The organism is Microbulbifer hydrolyticus, assembly GCF_009931115.1.
In the GTDB taxonomy this organism is placed as follows: Bacteria; Pseudomonadota; Gammaproteobacteria; order Pseudomonadales; family Cellvibrionaceae; genus Microbulbifer; species Microbulbifer hydrolyticus.
In genome coordinates this window covers 316,146-337,384 of sequence record NZ_CP047491.1, presented here as the reverse complement: position 1 = coordinate 337,384, position 21,239 = coordinate 316,146, and the positions used below count along the sequence as shown (strand labels likewise).

Sequence of the window (21,239 nt, the reverse complement as noted above, 5' to 3'; positions counted from 1 at the left end):
TCATTTGTTGGCCGGAGTATAGGCTAGAAAGCGAAAAACCTAACCTGCAGAATCTTCAGAATGAGGAAGAACGTTCATGAAAGGACGACCCGAGGAAAGGGGATGGCTTGGCAGGATGCTGTTCAAGCTCTTCGATCATTGGCAGATAAACACTCACCAGAGACTGAGCCTGCTCGGTCTTGATCCTGAGAGTCCCATTGACCCGAACGAGTACCTCTCCCGGGGATATTTTGCCTCGGACTATGACAAGCTAGAGCGTGTCAGCATCCTGCTGGGCATCCATAAATCTCTGCGCTTACTGTTTCCTGGCAACAGGGATCTTGTGTATCAATGGGTATCACAACCAAATAAGTACTTCGATGGACTGACTCCTGTAGAGATTGTGGAACGCCATGGCATGTTGGGGATGTACATGGTCCGTGGCTACCTTGATCAGCAGCTTTCTGGGAGGGACCTGTTTTTTGAGAAACAGACCAAGGCAAGCCCCGCAACCAGATTTGTTCCTGATCAGGATGACACCGAATGGCTCTCTGCCACCGAGACAGATAACGAATCTCATCATTGTGCGGTTGAGAAAAATACTGAGAAAATTCTCCAGCTGCTTGATGTATGGACTCTCGCAGTAAGGGTCTTTTCGAGCGAGGAAAAAGCCAAGCTTTGGTTTGTAACTCGTGTCCCGGCAATTGGGTGCCCACCAGCAGCCCTGCTTCCCACTAACGGCGGGCGAGAAAAAGTTATTGCCTTATTAAAGCGGATTGAGCAGGGGGATTTTGGTGGATAAGAAAATGCACGCAATACACAAATTGGATTCAGAAAACCGATCTTGTAGCCTTTGAATGGGACGACCTCCAGAGTGCAAAACACATCATCAATAAATTGAGCATTATCTGGATTATTTCAGCCGAGCAACTTGGGCAGCACCATATTGGAAAATCACGTTTTCTGAAATTAAGCTTTTTTTACTCTTTCTTTATAAATAAGTTGCAGACACTCTTCCATAGAAAGCGATGGATTGGCATCCATATATGCGTCCAAGGCCCCTTTCACAAAATTGCTATTTTGTTTATAGGTTTTAGCAAATTCAAGGCATAGCTTGTCCTTTTTCTTTCTAAGCTTCTCTTCCTCCACATGGCGAAAGTAAGCATTTATTGCCTCGTCGAAGTTTGCTACATGTTCGACTAGCCATTCCTTAAGGACATTAATGTTGATACGGTATGTTCTAGCGGCAAATTGAAGTGCATTTCTATAATTGTCGAACTCTTCCCCGAAAACGGTAAATAGTTCAACACTCCTCCGCCTTGCATGAAACACAGTGCCGTCGATTTCATATTCATACCCAGGAAATTTAAGGCGCAAATAGGCCTCCTCACCTAGCCGAATCCCGGCCTTGACACTTTCAGAGAAGGTTCTACTCAAATTTTCGAGCTCTTCTTCACTCCACCGCTCGTAAATATTAAGCGCTTTCCTATATTTTTTCTTTATGCACTTGTTGACAAACGATTTCCTGATTTCAAGCAATCCATCTCTACATGGCTGCAAAAAACCATGGCACTCTTTACACGAGGGTATTACTGCAAATGAACAGTTTTCACCAGAGTTTAGGTAAAAAGAAACGCTAGACTTCGGTGGCGCAAAATCATCGAAACATGCTTCAGCCTCACATCCACAGTAATAGCATCTACCCACATCTCGAACACTAGTAGGTACGATCCTCGAATATACTTCCTGCTCCAGTTCAATCATGAATATTAGGAATAATCTCTCTGAAATTTGCTTTCTTCGACAATTCTACTCTTATTTTCCTCTTCAAGCTTAATTTCAATATACTCCTCGGTTAGAGACTGACTGAACTCGCCTTTTTTGAAAAGAACAAGAACGGTATCATCGCTTTCAACATTGTAGGCATCTGATACTTCATGAACGTCAGAAATAGTCATGACCTTTTTTTCAACATCCCGGCGCGATTCATTGTAAACACTAAACACGAATACCGCGATCGACCGCTGATTAATATCAACGCCACCGCCAGCCGGGACGATATCGTTAAACCTGACGTCGTGTTCAAAATCCAATTGCGTGGTAAATCGACCAACTCGTTCGAAAACTGGGCCGCCCGCAATAGCCTTCTCCGGATTTGAAAAAGTATCTCCGTTTACCCAGTTAGCTATACTGTTTGATCCTGGAGGTAGAGACCTAGAGCTTTTAACCATAAGCCCGCCACTTATCAGGGTATCTCGCACTACTTTTATGGACTCAAGATATTCCGGGTCATCGGTATACTGCGAGTAGTCAAAATCTTCAGTTAACCGGCCTGGCACCACTAAGTAACTATCAGTATGGTAGGCCTTATATTCAGATAAAGATTTATTGCCCTTTCGGCTCCTCCCCTTATTTATCCGTGCTCCAGCATCCAGCCCTCGAATATCGTTATCTGCGCAAATGCGCTCAAACTCATCCCTCAGCCCCTCCATATCATCAGTAGCATGCGTCGTACAATTTTCCTCTAAGAAAGCAACGATCCTTGCATACGCCTTCACCCCAGACATGTTGGTAAAGTGAAGCGCATTACTATTTCCGTGGTAACCGCATGCGCGCCCAATATTCGCCTGCACGATAGCCGCCACACTGGAAACTGTACTGTCCCACGAAGCTAGCAAATTCTCTTTCATTTCTTGGCCGAAATTTATCCCAGCACGCACGCCTGCTACCGTAATAGCAATCACCTTCTTTCCAAACAGCATTCCCTGCTGACAATGGATTTTGAACTGGTCAATATCTATCAATTCATTTGCCGGAACACCGCTCAGGCTTGACCCCAAGATGAAAATGTTTTCCGCTTCAAAACCCTCCTTGATGAGCATTTTTTTTGCATCCATCGCAGCTCCTGAAGGTACGCGAATCAAGGCCCAGCCTTCGCTTTTTGAATCCTTAACATGAGACAAAAATTTGTCCCTAGCGGGAGACTTATTTAGGAGATTGCGGTTTCTTCCGTTTAGAGAAATAACCTGACCCTGGTTTAACATGTTCGTAATGCCAAGGTATTCATCGCTTGCCTTATGGAAAACAAGCTTGGTATTTAAATCCTTCCGGAGAACCGCTTCATTTTCCGCAGCTAATAGTGCGCTAAGTGGTGTTGCAGATATAAAGACAATAGAACACTCTCTGTTCTTCTTCTCCACATACTCAAACAACTTTTCGTAGCGGACCGCACTTTCACCTGACCCATAATGACACTCATCAATAATTATCAGCTTCGGATCGTGGCGGATGAAATATTTTTCAAGGTCATTTTCAAAATGTACCAAATTGGTCACTACCGCATTCATGCAGGGCTTCAGGTCTTCTTTCGCCTGAGCCAGCAAGTCTGTGTTTGGCATGGTCAGGACATACATTGTGTCCCTCAACTTAGACTGATCAACGATATCGCTATCAGACAAACTATTTCTCTGAAGACAAGCGAGAGCAAGCGCAACGCCAGACTTACCAGACTGCATCTCTGCAGCCATAATTACCGACCGACAGTCAGGTCCCAGTGCACTAAATGTATTTTTTGCTGCCCTTCGCTGGTGCCCAAATACATTTTCATGCAGAAGTTTTTCGACGTAATCTCTGTGCCTGGCGACCTGACTATTACTCACTAAGATTCCCCTTGTTATTTTATTTCTTCATGCTCAAACGACAGCAGCCTTTAGCTATGGGTTTGAACTCGTTAAATTCAGAAGCATGACCGCAGATGAACTGTCAAACTTCGACCTCAGCCTACTCGCTAGTTTTCTTTATTTTTTCTGCTGACTTAAGCAATTTTTTAATTTCAGCCTCACTGAACCCCGAGTCCTGGATATAGCGTAAGAGAGACATCAATATGGGCTGCTCATTAATGTAACTGACCATTTCAGGGTCAGTTGAAGAGGATAGACGGAACAGGACATCGGGGTCTGCAGCCATTACCCGAGCCAAATGCTTGATAACTTCTGGGCTCGGCGGCCCCTCTTTACCTCGCTCAATCCTGCTCAAATAGGCAGGCGAGATCCCTGCTTTAACAGCAGCCTCCCGCAACCCCAAGTCTTGCGCCACCCTCAGATTGCGCAAAGTTTCACCAAATTTACTCATGGTATCTACGATAGCGCAGTGTTTAGTGTTATGCAACACATAAATATTCTGCTATCGTCTGGTACCTAACGGCATCCAATGGCATTCTGAGCTAATGTGGCGCGAGAACCATTTATCCGAACAGATACTGCACAAACAGTTGGTTTCTTGACCACCGATAAGACGATCACCGGAAGCATTAATGGCGACAATACGGCCCACCTATTGAAACAGGGAGAGCCGCTTTCTTACTCGTTGCAGCCCGAGCACGCTGCCGACGGATGATGAGCCGAGGAGTAAATACTCACGGTCCGAAAGTTTGAAGAACAAACAGACACGAAATCGCCCCGCGAGGTGCGTGGAGATACTTAATGAGTAACACACAAAACAAGTCAGCTGAACATGCGATTCAGGCTGGCTATACGCTTGACTATATATCGGGCAAGCCAATCAAAGAATCCAAGAAAGAGCAGGTGCGCCAGCGAATAGTTCGTGCGCTTATTCACGAGTACGGATTCTCACCCGAGGATATGGCACTCGACTATAAGCTCGGTGGACGAAAAAAGGTCGATGTAGCCATATTCCATCACGGCAAAGAGCATACGATTGAGAATTTAGGTCGTGCAGTGGTCTGCCGGCAGGAACCCAAAGCCGGTAAGGGCGCCGTTCGCATTCGGGACTTCGAGCAAGCCGCGAAGGATCTCGATGAAATCGAAAGCATCATGTGTGAAGTGGAGGCAGTTCAATACGGACTTTGGACCAACGGTCTCGAGTTTTTCTTCTTGGAGAAAGAGCAAAAACGCTTCGAAACTAAGTGCAACCCGATCGGTGATTGGCCGATAGCGGATGAATCTATCGGCACCAAAGAGGTCATCTCGGATGCTTATACTCGGGTTGCCGATAATGAGATGCTCAAAATTACATTCCGGCGCTGCCACAATTTCATTCACGGCAATGAAGGAATGCCAAAAGATGCTGCGTTTTGGCAATTCCTGTACCTAATTTTTTGCAAAATGCACGACGAGAATCTTCGCGGAAAGCTTCGTCAGGCCTGGGTACGTCGATTTTGGGCGGGGCCAAAGGAACAGTTCGAAGCAGAAGGCCGAAAAGCCATTCGCAAGCGTATCGAAGAACTGTTCACTGAAGTGAAAAAGCAGTACAGCAATATTTTCCGTGGTAATGAAGAAATCACGCTCTCAGATCGAGCTCTGGCGTTTATTGTTTCGGAACTCGCCAAGTATGACTTCACTCGTACCGACGTCGATGCAAAGGGCGTAGCCTATCAGGAATTGGTTGGCGTAAACCTACGTGGTGACCGCGGGCAATATTTCACTCCTCGGGGGGTTGTTAAGCTCGTCATTGAGATGCTCGACCCTAAGGAATCAGAGACAGTTCTCGACCCTTCCTGTGGAACCGGCGGGTTTCTAGTTGCCACGCTCGGTCATATGCTCAAGAAATTCCGCGACGAGGCCAAATCAAGCGATGACAGCTCTACGGGCTTTCTGAACGATATTGAGCGCTTGAAAGAGTATGCCGGCGCAAACGTTTACGGCGCGGATTTTGACCCTTTCTTAATCCGTGCTGCGCAAATGAACATGGTGCTGGCGGGCGATGGTCGAGGTCATATTTACAACATCAATTCACTGGAGTTCCCACTAGGTCATCTAGCGGACCTGGAAGCGGCAAAGCAAGAAATTCCGCTGAGCTCCATCGATATCATAGCGACCAACCCCCCGTTTGGCTCTGACATCCCGATTACAGATAAGCATATCCTGGAGCAATATGAACTTGCTCACAGTTGGGAGTCCGATGGCGAGGGGGGATTCCGCAATACGGGTGTCCTGAAAAACAGCGTTTCGCCAGAGATTCTCTTTATCGAACGCTGCATCAAGTGGCTTAAGCCTGGCTCTGGACGTTTGGGGATTGTGCTGCCCGACGGTGTTCTCGGTAATCCGGCGGCAGAATACATTCGCTGGTGGATTATGCGTGAAACTCAGGTCTTGGCATCCGTCGACCTGCCGGTCGAATCATTTATTGCCGAGGCGAATGTCAACATCCTGACCAGCTTGCTGTTCCTTCGCCGGAAAGATGAGCAAGAGAAACATCGGGAAGCGCTTGGTGGTATTGAAGAATACCCAGTCTTTATGGCCGTGGCTGACAAGGTTGGCTTCGACCGCCGCGGTAACAAGCTATACAAGCGCACACCCGACGGCGAGGAAATCGTTGAGCCAAGGCAACATATTGAGCGTATCCGTATTGGGGGCCGCTTCGTAGAACGTACGCTGACGCGCAGCGAAAAGATTGAAGATAACGATCTTCCGGTGATCGCAGAGAAGTACCGTGAATTTCAGAAGGAGCTGAATGGGTGAGTGATCAAAACGGCACCATTGAGGCGCAGCAGGAAACTACAGAAGAGAGCGGCCCAGATAATTTTCTTATCGACATCCTTACTGGAAATAAACAGAGCCCCTCACCCAAAAATCGACTTACGCAGAAAGTTTTGCGATTGCTTATCGAAAGCTATGGATTTGACCGCGGTGATATCGAAGTCAATTATCATCCTTGTATTCAGGGGCATATGCGTAAGCGCGTCGATATTGCGATTTTTCGTCCCGGCACAGAGCATACTAATGACAACCTTCAGCGCGTCATTGTATGCAAGCCCCAAAGTAGCCGTAACAAGCTGCGGTCATTTGACGAGGCGGATACAGATCTCCAGCCGCTAAAAGAGTTACTAGAGCATATTCCTGCAGCTACTCTCGGGATGTGGACGAACGGCCAAGAAGAGTTTCTTATCCAGGTTGAGCACGCGCGATTTGAAACGCGTACCAAGCCTCTAGGCGTATGGCCTGCCCCTGGCGAAGACACCGCTGACCTCGCCCGCACAGGAGGCGTCATCCAGATTAGTGCGGAGGCTGAAGACCTGGAAGATGCACTGATACGCTGCCACCAGTACCTCAACCGGAACCTGGGCCTGGATCACAAAGACGCCTTCAAACAATTGGCCGTGCTGATGCTGGCCAAGATCTTTGATGAGACACTCCCCACCGTAGAGCGTAAGTTCTGGATCAAGGGCGATGAACCTTTCACTGGGGAAGGCCAACAGGCCATTGCTCGGCGCATCAACGAGTCCATCGTGTCCGCCAAGGCCTGGCAGCCGAACCTGCTGACCCGTGGCTGGGAGCTAACTCTGGAAGCCCATGAGACTGCCCGTATCGTCATGGAACTGGCCCGTTACTCACTGAGCGAAACTCAACCCCGCTACCGCACCGAGGCTTTCCGGGCAGTCGCCCGAAGCGTGATGGATGGCCGAGAGGGGCGCTACCCTACGCCATTGAATGTCGCCGAAATGGCGGTGGAAATGCTTGATCCGCAACCTGGCGATCGCATTATGGACTGTTCTAGTGGCACAGGTACCTTCCTCGCCACCACCGCTGCACATATATTTAAGCAAAAGTTGGCGGCCAGAGGCACAACACCTGAAGAGGCCACCAATGAACAGATCCGCCAAGCGCAAAATGAAGCCGCGGCCTGGGCGGCAAGCAACGCCCTTGGATGTGACATAGACCCCTTCCTGGCCGTTACCAGCCGTATGAACCTATTGTTCACCACCGGCAACCCCGGTCGCGTTTTCCGCATTGATGCGCGCACCTTTCCTGAAGGTGATTTGGATGGAATTGAAGCCGCTCGCCCGGCCATCTCCTTGGGCAGTATGGATATCGTTATGCTGAACCCTTGGTTTACGACAAGGGATGTAGTCACTGACGAATCAATTCTTTCCCGATATGACCTCGGAAAGGTTTGGAGTGAAGAGGAAGGTGGCGTTGGTTACATAAACTCAGGCACGATCAATACAGCAGGAGTACCTCCTGAAGTTTTATTTATCGAACGTGCACTCGACTGGGTGAAGCCGGGAACTGGTCGTGTTGGAATTCTTCTGCCTGATGGTGTTCTAGGGAACCCGAGAGACGAATACATTCGCTGGTGGATATTGCGACATTGCGAGGTTCTGGCCTCAGTCGACTTGCCGGTGGAGCCGTTCAAGGTCACCGTGAGAGAGTATGGCCTGACACCGGCATTACCCAGTTTTTTGCTGCTGCGCCGCCGTAGTCCGGAGGAGTTACTAAACATAGAGCACCCGGAATACAAAGTCTTTATGGCGGTAGTGGACCGGGCCGGTGTCGATGCTCGAGGTAACCTCCTATTTCAGCGCGCACCAGATGGGGAGGAACTGGTTTTTGCTGAAGACGTAATTGAGCGCGTTCGTGTCGGTGGTGAAGTTGAAGTCCGCCGCACCACGCGTCGTAACCGCCGCATTCATGACGAGCTACCGCTGGTGGCAGAAAAGTATAAAGAATTTCTCACTACCGGCGAGGTAACGTTATGAGTAGAAAGTTTCAAGTAAAATCTGTACCAAGTTCTTGGCTCGGGCATAGCGGCCGTCGCTTAGATTGCGGGCCCTATATGTCTGGCGCGATAGAAGCTGCAGAATTAATAAATCAGTTTAAAGCTGAGCCACTTCAGTCTCTTACAGTAGATATGTTTCATGCAGGTAGAGAGGGCAGACAGTATGTACTGGATGCTCAGCACGGTATTCCCTTTATGGGAAGCACAGATATATTGGCTTTCGACCTTACATACCAACCATTGCTTTCCAAGAGCCAGATTAGTCGAAACCCTCAGTTCTCTATTCAAAAAGGTTGGACGCTTATTACCCGTTCTGGCACTACCGGCAGGATGGCGTTTGCCCGTGATAGCATGGACGGGATGGCATGCTCCGAGCATGTAATGCGAATAGTTCCTGATGTCAATCGTGTGCCGGAAGGTTATATTTTTGCTTTTTTGTCGTCCCGCTTCGGAATTCCGCTTGTTACATCTGGTACTTATGGCTCAGTAATTCAAAGTATAGAACCACATCATATATGCAATTTGCCTGTTCCGAGACTTGGGCATGTGGAAGAGATTGCGGATCAAATGATTCAGCGAGCTGGAAGCCTATTATCCAATAGTCAAGAAAAGCTCAATGAAGCTACTACACTCTACTTCGATTCTGTTGGGCTTAAAGATATTACGCTAACTGAATGGCACTCTTGGGGTAGTGACCTCGGATTTTCTACCTCAGTCGATTCTAGATCATTAAGAGCTTTAAATTTCAATCCTAGATTTGAAAAACTGTGTTCAAAGATTAGAAGCGGGCCACACAAGTTGCTCGGCGAGCTATGTCATGAAGGTACCTTACGCCGTGGCAATATTTTTAAGCGAATTGATGCAACGCCAGAACACTCCTATCAATTGATTGGGCAAAAGCAAATATTTTGGCTTCGCCCAGAAGGACGCTGGATAGCAAGATCTTCTGTTCGCGATGAAGTTCTGGTCCCCGATGGTTCGATTCTTGTAGCCGCCCAAGGCACCCTTGGTGAGGGAGAGTTATTCTGTCGTGCAGAATTCATTACTGGAAGTACGCTGGAGCGGGCTTATTCGGAGCACTTTCTTAGGGTCATCGCTGACGAGACGCAGATAGAACGAGGAGCGCTCTTCTCGTTTATTCGTTCTGAAACCTCATTCCGTATGCTCCGTTCTATTTCGACTGGTAGCAAGCTCCAAGATTTTCATTACGCTATTTTGCCAACGTTACCGATCCCCTACCCAGATCAAGTGACTCGAACCAGATGTAATAACTTGATCATGGAGGCCTATGAGTCCCGTGATGAGGCTTTAAAGTTCGAAGATGAAGCCCGCACTTTAGTCGAGCGAACTATTGAGGAAGGAACCGCCTAATGGCGAAAGTCATACCTATCGGGCAACCCGCGAACGAATCTGAACGCCAAGCCATTGGTTTTCTCCGGGATCATCTCCCGGAGGGCTGGCTGATATTCCACAACTTCGAGATGCGTCAGGGGCTAGAGGTGTTCGAAATCGACATCGCTATCCTCGCGCCTCACGCAGTCTATCTGGTGGACGTCAAAGGCACGCGGGGCAATATCGATGTGTATGGCTCAAAATGGTATCCGGAGGGACGACAGTCCTTCCATTCTCCTCTCGCAAAACTACGCCACCATGCCAAGGTATTGGCAGGCATTATTAGCGAGAGTAATAAAGGCCTTGCCGAGCTACGTAAGGCGCATGTACACGCCGCAGTGCTGCTTACGGCGGATAATGCGGCGGTGTTCGATCAAGCTAATATCGACAGTCCAGACGTCACCGACTTCAAACGCTGCCTGAAGTACTTTCGCGATGCAAGTCGCATCCCGAAAAATCGCCTGGAATCCATTTCTCGATTCCATCCACAAATTGGAAAAGCCATTACTGGCAACGCGAAACCGAAGAGTGCTGCACAGGTATATCGCGATTGGCAAGTAGAAGAAAAACTCGGTGGAACTGACCGCTATACCGAGTACCGCGCCAAGCACAATTTATTGGGTAAGAGCGGCGGTTTAGCCCGCCTGCGCGTCTATCAGGCAGATCCTTACCAAGATGAGGGGACTCGCGAGGAAGAGCTCAAGAAGATCAGCAACGCGTATCGTGCTGTGGCGCACATGCCCGCTCATGCCAACGTGCTTGCGGTCAAGGACCTATTCGTATCCGACGATGAAGATAAGGTGGTGCTGGTCACTGAGGATCTGCCCGGTCAGCCCTTACGCCTCCACATAAACAAGGCCTCCCTAGCGCTGACGTTTGATCAAAAGCTGCAAGTGATGCGGGACGTGCTGGCTGCCTTGGACCACGCCCATAGAAACGAAGTAATCCACCGCAATCTCACCCCGGATGCGATACTGGTTACTAAAGGTGGTCACGGACGGGTGACAGATTTTGACTATGCCCGGGTCGGCAAACAGCGCTCGACCAGCGAAACGATTGCTTATCAAATCGAAGAGTCGCTAGATCCCGTTTACCGCGCACCGGAGCTCGTGATATCTGAGAGAAAATCTGAACCAAAAGAAGCCTCGATCGCATCGGACCTATTTTCGGCAGGGTTGATTTTTTATCAACTGCTGACTGGAGAACTCGCTTACGAAGATGTCGATCAGATGATCGAGGCCGACGGCAAATTCCCTATTGAGCCCTCGGAGCACAAGCCGGACCTACCCAAAGGGCTCGACGAATGGTTGCAGAAGTTTTGTGAGTTTGACCCAGAGGAGCGCCATGCTAGCGCAGCAATCGCGCGCAAAGCCCTGGCTGACGTGATTCTACCCGAGGCCAAGAACGACTCCGCCCAGGATACAAGCGGACCAGCCGAAAATGTGCCACAGCTTCCAGAAAACTTAATGGATCTGCCACAAGATTTCATATTGGCAGATCGCTTCCGCATTCAGAAGAAACTCGGGAGTGGCGGCTTTGGGGTCGCTTACAAGGTCTTCGATTCCCTGGGCGATGTTGTTCGGGTGATCAAGCTGGTAACCAGGGACCGCCGCAGCGTCTACGAACGGTTACGCCGCGAATATAAAACCTTGACCAATCTTCCCGAGCACCCGCACGTAGTTAAGGTGATATGGGCGGATCGTATGGCCGACGCTAAGCAGACGCCGTATATCGTCTTTGACTATGTCGACGGACTTGATGTCTCTGATCTAATAGATGCGGAGGCCCTATCCTTAGACGATGCCGTATGTATTGCGCACGAGGCTGCCGATGGGCTGGCCCACCTTCATAAGCATGGCGTGTACCATCAGGACGTGAAGCCGTCCAACCTGCTGTGGACCGATAGTGGAGTCCGCATCATCGATTTTAACGTCGCGGTTGCAGAGAATGACGAGATTCAAGGCGGTGGTGGCACACGCCGTTACCTGCCACCGGATTACGATCATGCCTCAGAGCCAGAGAGTTCTGATCGAATAGACCGAGATTTGTATGCACTGGGCATATCCATCTACGAATGCCTGACTGGCAAGTACCCTTTCAACGAACCTACGCCACCGACCAATACTCAGCCCAAGAACCCGAAGCAGTTTAAGGGTTGTGCCGACCTTAGCCCATCTCTGATTGATGTGCTACTAAAGACGATAGCGCCCGAGCGCAAGGATCGCTTTGCATCCGTGGAGGAATTCTCGGCCGCGCTGGCCGAGGTTAAGCACTTGCGCTCGCTGCTAACCACGACCGACACTGGCACTGGCACTGGGCACAAGGGTGCTTCGAAGCTCGGCTTAAGCGCGGCCAGGCCTAACGTAAACCCCTTTGTAACCCATCTTCTAACTCTCTATAGCCAAAGCCAAGTGTCCAATGCGGGGACTCGAGGTCTCGATGAAGTTGGCAAGGCCACCTACGTATCTACATATCTGGACGAGAAACTCAAGCCCGCTCTGCTCAAAGGAGAGTTCCGCTTAGTTATTATCAGTGGTAACGCTGGTGACGGTAAAACGGCCTTTATTCAGCAGTTCGAAGCTTTTGCCGAAAGCAAAGGCGCACAGATGCAGCGTGGTGCGAATGGGGCGGTGTTTCACCTCAATGGGCATAACTATCAGAGTAACTATGACGGTAGCCAAGATGAGGGGGACGAGCGCAACGACACAGTATTACAAAAGTTCTTTGCGCCGTTTGCAGGCAGTGATACCTCACAATGGCCAGGGAATCAGACCCGCCTGATCGCCATCAATGAGGGCCGATTGGTCGACTTCTTCCTGGAGCACGAAGAGAAATTCCCGCTACTTGCCAAACAGGTCCAGCAAGGGTTAGCCGGCGCGACACCCGAAGAAGGTGTCGCGGTTATCAACCTCAATCTGCGCTCGGTGGTTTCCCAGCCCGAAGAGGGCCAGCCATCCATCATGGAACGGTTGATCGCTCGTATGACACATCAGGAATACTGGCAGGCGTGCGAGAAGTGCGATCTCAAGGGTAAGTGCTATGCCTATCACAATGCTCGCACCTTCCAAGATCCGGTTGCCGGCCCCAGAGTGGTTGAACGCCTGAAGATGCTCTACACCATTACCCACCTGCGCGGTCGCCTGCACATTACGATGCGTGATTTGCGGTCGGCGCTCGCCTTCATGCTGGTCGGTACTCGGGATTGTGACGGCATCCACCAGCTCTACCAGGGCGGCGGTGAAGAAACCCAAAATCGCATCCTTGATAGTTTTTACTTCAACTCGTGGCTTGGCGGAGCGGAAGGCTCCAACGATCGGTTGGTCGCCTTGCTGCGCGAGATTGACATTGCCGAAGTCAGTAATCCGGATCTAGACCGAGAACTTGGCTTTCTCAACCCCAAAGCTAAGGTAATGAGCCGCTACTCATTCGCTGAGCGAGCCGGGTATGACAATGAGCTGACGGAGACGCTATTCCGCAACCTTCCCCGCGACTATTCGTCTAAGAACCGTGCGCGATTGATCTCCAAGCACCGGAATTATCTGTCGCACATGCGACGCCGACACTTCTTCGAGCGTCGGGACAGTGGTTGGAGGGAGATGCTGCCCTACGGAAGTATCGATCCCTTCGTGGATGCCATTGAGCAACCTGGTGCAAAAAGCGCCGACCAAGTTAATAACGTTCTCCAAGCCATCAATAGAGGCGAAGGATTGAGCAATCCGGCTCGGCTGGGTAACCAGTTGGCGCTACGCGTCCGCCAGGTAGAGAAGGGGACCATCCGTAGCTACCGACTGTTTAACGGTCACCATTTCACGCTGAGGACTGAGCAAGAAACAACAGCTCATCCTTTTCTAGAAAGCCTGCCTCAGGCCCTGGTGCTGCTATATGACTCCGGCGATGGGCACAAAGCTAGCCTGCGCATCAATCTTGATATCTATGAAATGTTAATGCGCCTCAACAACGGCTATCGCCCCAGTATTGAGGAGCAAGAGGGTTTCCTCCTGAGCCTATCTGTATTTAAAAACCTACTAGCCTCGGTGCCTTACAAAGAGGTTTTGCTCACTAAGGCTGGTCACAGATTCTACGAAATACGCCGGGAAGATGACGGTAGACTGGTGATGGAAGTTTCAGAGAAGGGTGCTGAATACAATGTCAATTAAAGGACGCAATAAAGAGTTCAGAATTCCCAAAGTCTCGTATCTCGATTTCAAGCACATTGAGATGGATCGTGTTTTGACGATGCTTTTTCCGCGATTGAAATACGATGGGTATGCCAGTCGCCGGCCACCACGTGGAGGCGACCTTTCTGTCGATGAATTTCTGGAAGACTTTTTAGAGCACCGAGAATGGTTCGCAGGCTTTGACAAGCACCCAGATATCGTTCGCGCCTGGATTGAGACGGACCTAATGGACTTGGTCAACCGGGGCAAGAGCAATCAGGCCCTAGCTGCACCCAGACCACTGCATGGCAATACTTATAAATTTCGCAATGCCAAACACACTCGAGATTACGGAGCGGCAGAGCAGATTTACTGGATGCTTTTCTACGCCCGCAAGGGCAAAGGGCAAGCGGCAAGAGACGCCTTAAAGCGCTTTTTCTTTCCGGGAATCGACTTAGTTACGGACCGCTACGATCCCACCGCTTCCGTGGATGTGGAAACGCAAGCCATCCTACGCCTGGACCACCAGGTTACCCAGGACATGAAAGACTCCAAGGAGCCCTCGCGCTTTCAGCCACTGTGTATCGGCCAGGCTGATATTATGGCTGATGACATCCTGCGGCTGCTGGCTTATGAGCCCTACATTCCGCGTTCGGTGTTGGTGGATTACCTCAAAACTTTGATGGCTTTCCACCTGGCGCTCTACCACCTCAAATTATTACAGATGCTTCCCAAGCTGGTGAAGCAACGCTCTGGCAATAATGTTTGTACCACCAAAGATTGCCCGATTAATCCCGATCTCGACAATGCACTGGAAGGCTGTCCCTACCAAATAGCGCTAGTTGTGGACATGGGCGAGATCAGCAATCCACGTATGGCTGAGTTAGCTCGGAAGTCGACTGACCGACTGTACCGCCAGATACCTTCGTTCGTACAAGCTAATTTTGTCGTCAAAAAGCTCGATGAAATGGCGGAATACTTGAGTAAGAAGACCGGCAAACTGGCTACTCCCGCCAACGGGTTTTTCAGCGTAGGTGATCTGGCATCCCTGCTGAAGCCCGAGCACGATGCAGATCGGCAGGCCTACTTCAAGTTTCGCTTGGCAAGTCTGATCGAAGAATCATCTTCTGGAAATGGAGATGTCGACCCTGAAATTCGCGAAGTCACCGAAATGGGACTCGGCGAGTTCGAAACCTTCATCGAAATCCTGATGGCGTATCGGGGAAAGTATCACCGTCAGTACATCACTCAGTGTCTGGACTCATTACTCCTCAAAAATAAAGAAAGCGGTCTGCTGGCCCAATCTCGCACCAAAGGAAGTCCACGACGATTTGTTCTCGGAAGTAAACTACTCGAAGTTCTCCTTCAGGTTACGGTACTCACCCAGGATGGGGGACAGTTCGTGACTCGAGAAGTTCGCATCGAAGAGTTACTGGATTTCTTGAGGAACCGCTATGGTCTTTACATTGACCAACTGCCAGAAGTGGCACAGGCACATAGCAGCATCCTAGATAGACGCGCCCTTCGTCTTAACCTTGAAGCCTTCAAACGTCGCCTGCGTGAAATTGGGTTCTATGAAGACCTGTCGGACGCCTACGTGACGCAAAAAGTATCGCCCCGCTATGCGATTGAGAGAATTGACAGAACAAATAAAGGCGGACGTACTAAATGAGTAATGCCTTCACCAAGCTTTCCCGGGGCAAATTGAACGCCGCCGTCGCAGGTATGCTATGCCCACGAATTGAAGAGATCCTGAGTGATCGTGGTCCAGGGCACTGCATACGTATAACCGATCTCGATGATGATGTAATGGAGTCGGTCTGCAAAGAACTGCGCAGGATCCAGCCAAACGGAAACATCTTTATTCTCGGCGGCCATGACCAGGAGAGTCAGCCATTCCGAGTCACTTCTACCAAACTGGTGGAGTTGCGCAACCCGGATGCAGACGGTGAGCTACGTCAGCCTTTACTGGTATTCATACCGACTTCGCTTCGCACTAGCGCCGAAGACTCGTTCGGTGTGGCGACTTTTGAAGAACTGACCTTCACCGGAATCTACGAAGATCTTATTGACTCGCTACTTGATCGGATTCCAGGAACACTGGTTGGTCATGTTAGTGATGTGTTTAGCCTACTAACGGAAGAGGATTGGCTATTTGCCGATAGCGTTTCCCGCGTTCGGTATCTGTTGACCGCGCTCGAAAATGGGATTGATGGAGAAACACTCGGGGCCAGCCTGTATGAATTGACGTTGATTCCTGACTTTAAGCTCTTTGCCGATCTCGGCACGGTTAGTGGAAAGATTCGCCGCAACCTTGCCAGCGTTCGCAGTTTGATGGCCTCGCACAAATCGGTTCGAGGTCGTATAGCCAATTTGGGGCTGAGTGACAAAGCACTCGAGTCTCGATTATTCGCTTACTTTGAGAAATACGATGTCCAGGAGCCTGAATCCTGGACGTCACCTATTGCCGTCGACAAAAGCTGGTGGAGCATTTCTTTCGACAAGTGGAAATTTCGAGAAGAGCTGTCGCTGGACAAGATCCTGTTGACGGTGACGGAAACCGATCTACCTGTTGTACAAGAAGATGAGACTGACGAGCAACTTTCGAGCCTGATAGGACAGCAGGTCCTGGCCCCTAATGAACGACGCAAAATAAACGTGGTGTTTGAGGTTAATCCTCACCCAGGTCAAGTCAGTGGGCTCGACCACTTTTCAGTTCAGATCGTTTCACAAAACGATGGCCCAGTAGGGAAGTCCAAAAAGGTCAAAGCTTGGACACCAAATCGACTGAAATGCACAACCAATTTAACTAAGCTTAACAAGATAGAGTTCGAGGAAGGATGGCATTTCATCCGCATCTTGCCCTGGACGGCCGATGGTGATCCGATCCCACTGGAAGCTGAACCCGGCGCTGGGGATGCTAAGCGCTCCCATGAAAGTGAGCCTTTCTATGTCCTGCCGGGTGGCATTATCGAAGAGGAACCACCACAGCGTGCGATACCCATTGAGCAGAGTTTGGAGCATGCACGGTTCCGGCTACAGCTAACTGCCTTGAGTGATGAGCGTGATCCGGAAGATATAACGGTAAGTAGTATCACCTGGGCTGAAGGTGGTCGCTCGAAAAATGCCGGGCGTCAGGAAACGTTGCTGGCAAAATTCGGCCGTGAAGGCGCTGTTCAGATCCCGCTTTCGCGCATGCTCAAAACCATTGAGCAGCGTATCTTGGCGGAACCCAAGCATCCATCAGGTTGGCGAATGCAAGTCAATTTGGATACCGCCGAACCACCGTCTGAGGTAGCGCTAACACTGCCATCTTCTGCCTCGATGGCTTCTTTCCTCGCCGCCCGCGAAGAATTCTTTTCGGCAGTCCGCAAGGATACTGCTGAATTGATCATGCAAGGACTTTCATTCCGAGATTCTGAGAAAGAATGTCTTGCATATGCTGAAAGCTACCTCGACTTGGTGAGGAACCTTCTCCGGCAGGCCGAGACAACGTCAGGGGCGGAGAGGCAGCATCACCTTCAAACACTCCGAAACGTGCTGGCCGTTGATTCCATTCACGTCATATTGACTGACTTTCGAGGAAAGCACAGGGAGGCTGTTATGGTCTCTCCAACCCATCCCCTCCGTGCTCTTTGGCTGTACGGTTGGGGGATTCTGGGTAAGAACTGGATTGAGAAATTGAAGGCCGGCGGGAGGGACCATGTTCCTCATATCCGCTCTGCCCTACTGGATAGCCTTGCACCCTCAGCTTTTCCGGTCGGCATCCCGGTCGAGGATGGACGAATCTTCACCCCCGTAGACAACTTAAATGCGTTCTGGGCCCTCTACGCCCCAACGACTGAGGAGAACGTCCGCGGCCTAATGGCTGAGATCTGTTCTGCACTGGGTTTGGCTGAACCGTCTACTGCAGGAACGGATATTTCTGGGAAGCTCATTGCGGACAAAATTGAGCGTTATCTCTCCCAGCACCCCTATGTACGAGAGTTGTCACTGAACATCTTCAATCCTGGAGCGGGTTCAGTGCTAGCAGATGCTTTACTATCGCTTCAGCAGAAGCGTGAGCATGCCGATTTGCGCTATGACATTCGGCTCTTTACTTCTGACCCTGACTCTCCGGTCTTGGGTGAAGCTCTTGAATACATGGTCCGCCCAGAAGCCACCATAAATGAGGCTGCCGATGCATTTGCCACCTCAACAGGTAGCCATCTTTTCTCCAAGATGAATTTGGCCAAGCACGCACTGAACGAATTCCACGCAAATCCCCAGAAATTCCCAGCACACATCAGTCTTCTTCTCGATGTATTTCCCGCCGAGGAGCTTTCCATTACAGAAATGCCAATGGGAGTGGTTCCACTACAAGGACTAATACAGGACTTCACCACCGAATTCGTTGATGACGATTCGGGTACTTTCTGGAACAAACGGCCAATAGTTGGACGTTCCCTCGCTAGCGATGACCAAGCCCCGTGTTTTGATTTGTTGTCATCACTGAGCAAAAATCTCTGTTTCGCGACCTCGGCAGTTGCTGCTTCTGGCGCCAGTTTCAAAGCCGTACCCGTCGTTACCCTTGGCCTCGATGTGGCTCAACGAGAGCTAATCTATGAAGTCCACCAGGTTAGCGACTGGGTATTCAACATCGATCGCAATATGGGAATTGAATTCTTCGACCATGGCGGCAGGAAGAATAGGCCAGACTATTTGATTGACTATGTACCTGGAGCCAGCTCCCAAGCGACGCACAACCTAATCATCTCTTCGCGCTCAAACGATGAGCTGGAGGCAATGCTAAAGCCGGTATTACTCGAATACGGCTTGTCCGCCGACGGTGAGCAATCAGTTCAGCTACTGGCGAACTTACGGTCACTATCAGGGCAGCTCGCCCTAAAGCTGATTTCTGCGCGAACACAACAAGCAGAGGCCCTCGGCCTGGCATTAGCGCGTCTCTATCTTGAATATCAGGGTGCATTGAGTAATCAGGTCATCGTGCCGTTAGACGCGCACATAGACCTCTACCGCACAGGCGGTGAGTCAGCCGATGTCGGCGATGGCATCAGCCTACAGCGCACTGACTTAGCGTTGTTTGACTTGGATTTGAACAAGAGAACAATTACGTGCAACTTGGTAGAAGTAAAATGTTATTCACAAGTGGGCGATCTTTCGGCGTTTAACTCACTTAAAGAGCGCATTTCCGCACAAATCAATCAAAGCGAGCGTATTCTCCAGCGTCATTTCGACCCAGTTCTGAAAAATCCGGATCGTCCAGACAGACTGCTTAAAAGTCGTGAACTAGTTCAGATTCTACATTTCTATTTGGAGCGCTCTCTACGTTACGGCATTTTTGATACGGCTGCTGCCCAGGAAGCACGAGGCTTTCTTGAATCTATAGAGCAGGGTTACTCCCTACAGTTCAGACGCTGTGCACTGATTTTTGATTTCGATAAACCAGGAACCGAGCCTCCAGATAGAGAGGTAGGCATTGAATTTTACCGCATAGGTAAAGATCTAATTCGTGAATTACTGGAAAATTGCCGCAAACCAGCCACTAGCGCATCTGAAGCAGAACCGACAGTTAGTTTTCTCAGTGAGTTGTTTATTCCGGGTGTGCCAAAGCTCAAAACGGCAGACTTTATCGCACCTGAAAGAGAACGGTCGACGTCCTGGACTTTAGAAGAACTATGGGAAGATGAATCGGAGACACAAATTCCTAAGCCAGCATCCCCTGCCGCAGAAGAAGGGGCGGCTTCTGGCCAAGACGAAAATGACGCACAGAAAGAACCTGAAGAGCAAATAGCTCGCCCCTCCGTTATTGAGCGTGAAGGACTAGAAGAGGATATCGGGCCTACCGTCGTCGATAGTGTGCCAGAAGGAACCACTCAGAAACCCGAGCTTGAAGAACCTGAGCAATCTGAATCTCAAACTAAACCTCAATGCGAGGTCAGCTATGACATTATGCTGGGTGTGAATGGTGATTCGCCCCAATACGGATTGCTCGGAGAGGTTTCCGGCAGGAAGATAGCGTTAGACCTCAATCACACCCATACCATTAGCCTCTTTGGAGTACAGGGTGGCGGCAAAAGCTATACCCTTGGTACAGCCATAGAGATGGCTTCCATGCCTGTTGAACACATCAATGTGCTACCAAGTCCCCTCGCCACAGTAATTTTTCATTACAGCCCGACGCAGGATTATGCGCCTGAATTTACCTCAATGAATCTTGCCAATTCGGTAGATGAAGAGATCCAGATACTTCGTGAGCGCTACCAGGCAAATCCGGAAGCGCTTAAGGATGTGCTAATTCTTACTCCAGAAAATAAGGTAGATGATCGCCGAGCGGAGTACCCAGATATCGAGGTCAAGCCGATAGCCTTCTCTGCCTCAGAGTTAAAGGCGGCACACTGGAAATTTCTTATGGGTGCGATTGGAAGTCAGAGCATGTATATGCGGCAAATTAATCTCATCATGAGGGGGCTGCGCGACAATCTGACTTTGGAGGCTTTGCGAGCCGGCATTGAGTCTTCAAGCTTATCAGATCATCTTAAAGATTTGGCTCAGACTCGCCTTCTGTTTGCATCTGAGTACATTGATGACAACCAGCGACTTCAAGATCTTATAAGGCCTGGTCGCCTGATAATCGTGGACCTTCGCGATGAGTATATAGAAAAAGATGAAGCTCTCGGTCTATTTGTGGTCATGTTACAAATCTTTTCGGAAGCGACCTACCAAGGAAGTGCCTTCAATAAACTGGTGGTCTTCGATGAAGCACATAAATACATCGAAAACGATGATTTGATTTCTGGTTTGGTAGAAGTTGTTCGTGAGATGCGACACAAGGGGACTAGTATCATGGTTGCCTCGCAGGACCCCCCTTCGGTACCAGTCTCACTGATCGAACTTTCATCGCAGATCATCATGCACAAGTTCAATTCGCCTGCCTGGTTGAGACACATCCAGAAAGCCAATGCAGCACTTGGTGACTTGACGTCAGACAGGATGAGCCATCTTGGAACCGGTGAAGCTTATGTGTGGTCGAGCAAAGCCTCCGACGAAGCTTTTACGCGCGGGGCGGTCAAGATAAAATGTAGACCTCGCATTACACAACATGGTGGTAGCACTAAAACAGCCGTCTAGCGGCTGTTGTTTGTTGCCACTACAGCGATTCCAAAATCAGATGATAAGTAGTAACAAGACGAC

Annotated in this window: 10 protein-coding genes; 7 read left to right on the top strand and 3 right to left on the bottom strand. The window is 49.8% G+C overall.

From position 1 onward, the window contains the following. The first annotated feature begins 76 nt into the window (after nt 1-76). Nucleotides 77-781 (top strand): antitoxin Xre/MbcA/ParS toxin-binding domain-containing protein, encoded by a 705-nt coding sequence (locus tag GTQ55_RS01440; protein WP_161857119.1) that lies wholly within the window; start codon nt 77-79, stop codon nt 779-781. A 167-nt stretch (nt 782-948) separates the two neighbouring features. On the opposite strand, the gene GTQ55_RS01435 is transcribed toward GTQ55_RS01440, so the two are convergent. The 3 genes from GTQ55_RS01435 to GTQ55_RS01425 all read right to left on the bottom strand — a co-directional run bounded on the left by GTQ55_RS01435 (nt 949) and on the right by GTQ55_RS01425 (nt 4,110). After that, entirely contained in the window at nt 949-1,743 is a 795-nt protein-coding gene (locus GTQ55_RS01435) for a hypothetical protein (RefSeq protein WP_161857118.1), read from the bottom strand. A 5-nt stretch (nt 1,744-1,748) separates the two neighbouring features. Then, nucleotides 1,749-3,638 carry a DEAD/DEAH box helicase family protein gene (locus GTQ55_RS01430; RefSeq protein ID WP_161857117.1) on the bottom strand — a complete coding sequence of 630 codons (1,890 nt, stop codon included), beginning with the start codon at nt 3,636-3,638 and terminating at the stop codon, nt 1,749-1,751. A gap of 121 nt (nt 3,639-3,759) precedes the next feature. Continuing rightward, the gene (locus tag GTQ55_RS01425) at nt 3,760-4,110 is read right to left on the bottom strand and encodes a helix-turn-helix domain-containing protein (RefSeq protein ID WP_161857116.1); all 351 of its coding nucleotides are present in this window, start codon (nt 4,108-4,110) and stop codon (nt 3,760-3,762) included. A 350-nt stretch (nt 4,111-4,460) separates the two neighbouring features. Here GTQ55_RS01425 and mads2 (GTQ55_RS01420) point away from each other — a divergent pair, with 350 nt between their 5' ends. The 6 genes from mads2 (GTQ55_RS01420) to mads8 are packed head-to-tail and all read left to right on the top strand — an operon-like array spanning nt 4,461 to nt 21,176. Then, nucleotides 4,461-6,458: a methylation-associated defense system DNA methyltransferase MAD2 gene (gene mads2, locus GTQ55_RS01420; protein ID WP_161857115.1), complete on the top strand. Its 1,998-nt coding sequence runs from the start codon at nt 4,461-4,463 to the stop codon at nt 6,456-6,458. Further along, entirely contained in the window at nt 6,455-8,476 is a 2,022-nt protein-coding gene (mads2, locus tag GTQ55_RS01415; RefSeq protein ID WP_161857114.1) for a methylation-associated defense system DNA methyltransferase MAD2, read from the top strand. Before mads2 (GTQ55_RS01420) ends, mads2 (GTQ55_RS01415) begins: the two co-directional genes overlap by 4 nt. Then, the gene (gene mads5 / locus GTQ55_RS01410; protein WP_161857113.1) at nt 8,473-9,867 is read left to right on the top strand and encodes a methylation-associated defense system restriction endonuclease subunit S MAD5; all 1,395 of its coding nucleotides are present in this window, start codon (nt 8,473-8,475) and stop codon (nt 9,865-9,867) included. The genes mads2 (GTQ55_RS01415) and mads5 overlap by 4 nt, the downstream gene beginning before the upstream one ends. Next, a complete protein-coding gene (gene mads6 / locus GTQ55_RS01405) occupies nt 9,867-14,045 on the top strand; it encodes a methylation-associated defense system protein kinase MAD6 (protein ID WP_161857112.1) in 4,179 nt (1,392 codons plus the stop codon). The genes mads5 and mads6 overlap by 1 nt, the downstream gene beginning before the upstream one ends. Continuing rightward, on the top strand, nt 14,035-15,717 hold the full coding sequence (gene mads7 / locus GTQ55_RS01400) for a methylation-associated defense system protein MAD7 (protein WP_161857111.1): 1,683 nt from the start codon (nt 14,035-14,037) through the stop codon (nt 15,715-15,717). Before mads6 ends, mads7 begins: the two co-directional genes overlap by 11 nt. Beyond that, nucleotides 15,714-21,176 carry a methylation-associated defense system ATP-binding protein MAD8 gene (gene mads8 / locus GTQ55_RS01395; RefSeq protein WP_161857110.1) on the top strand — a complete coding sequence of 1,821 codons (5,463 nt, stop codon included), beginning with the start codon at nt 15,714-15,716 and terminating at the stop codon, nt 21,174-21,176. The genes mads7 and mads8 overlap by 4 nt, the downstream gene beginning before the upstream one ends. Nucleotides 21,177-21,239: the final 63 nt, after the last annotated feature.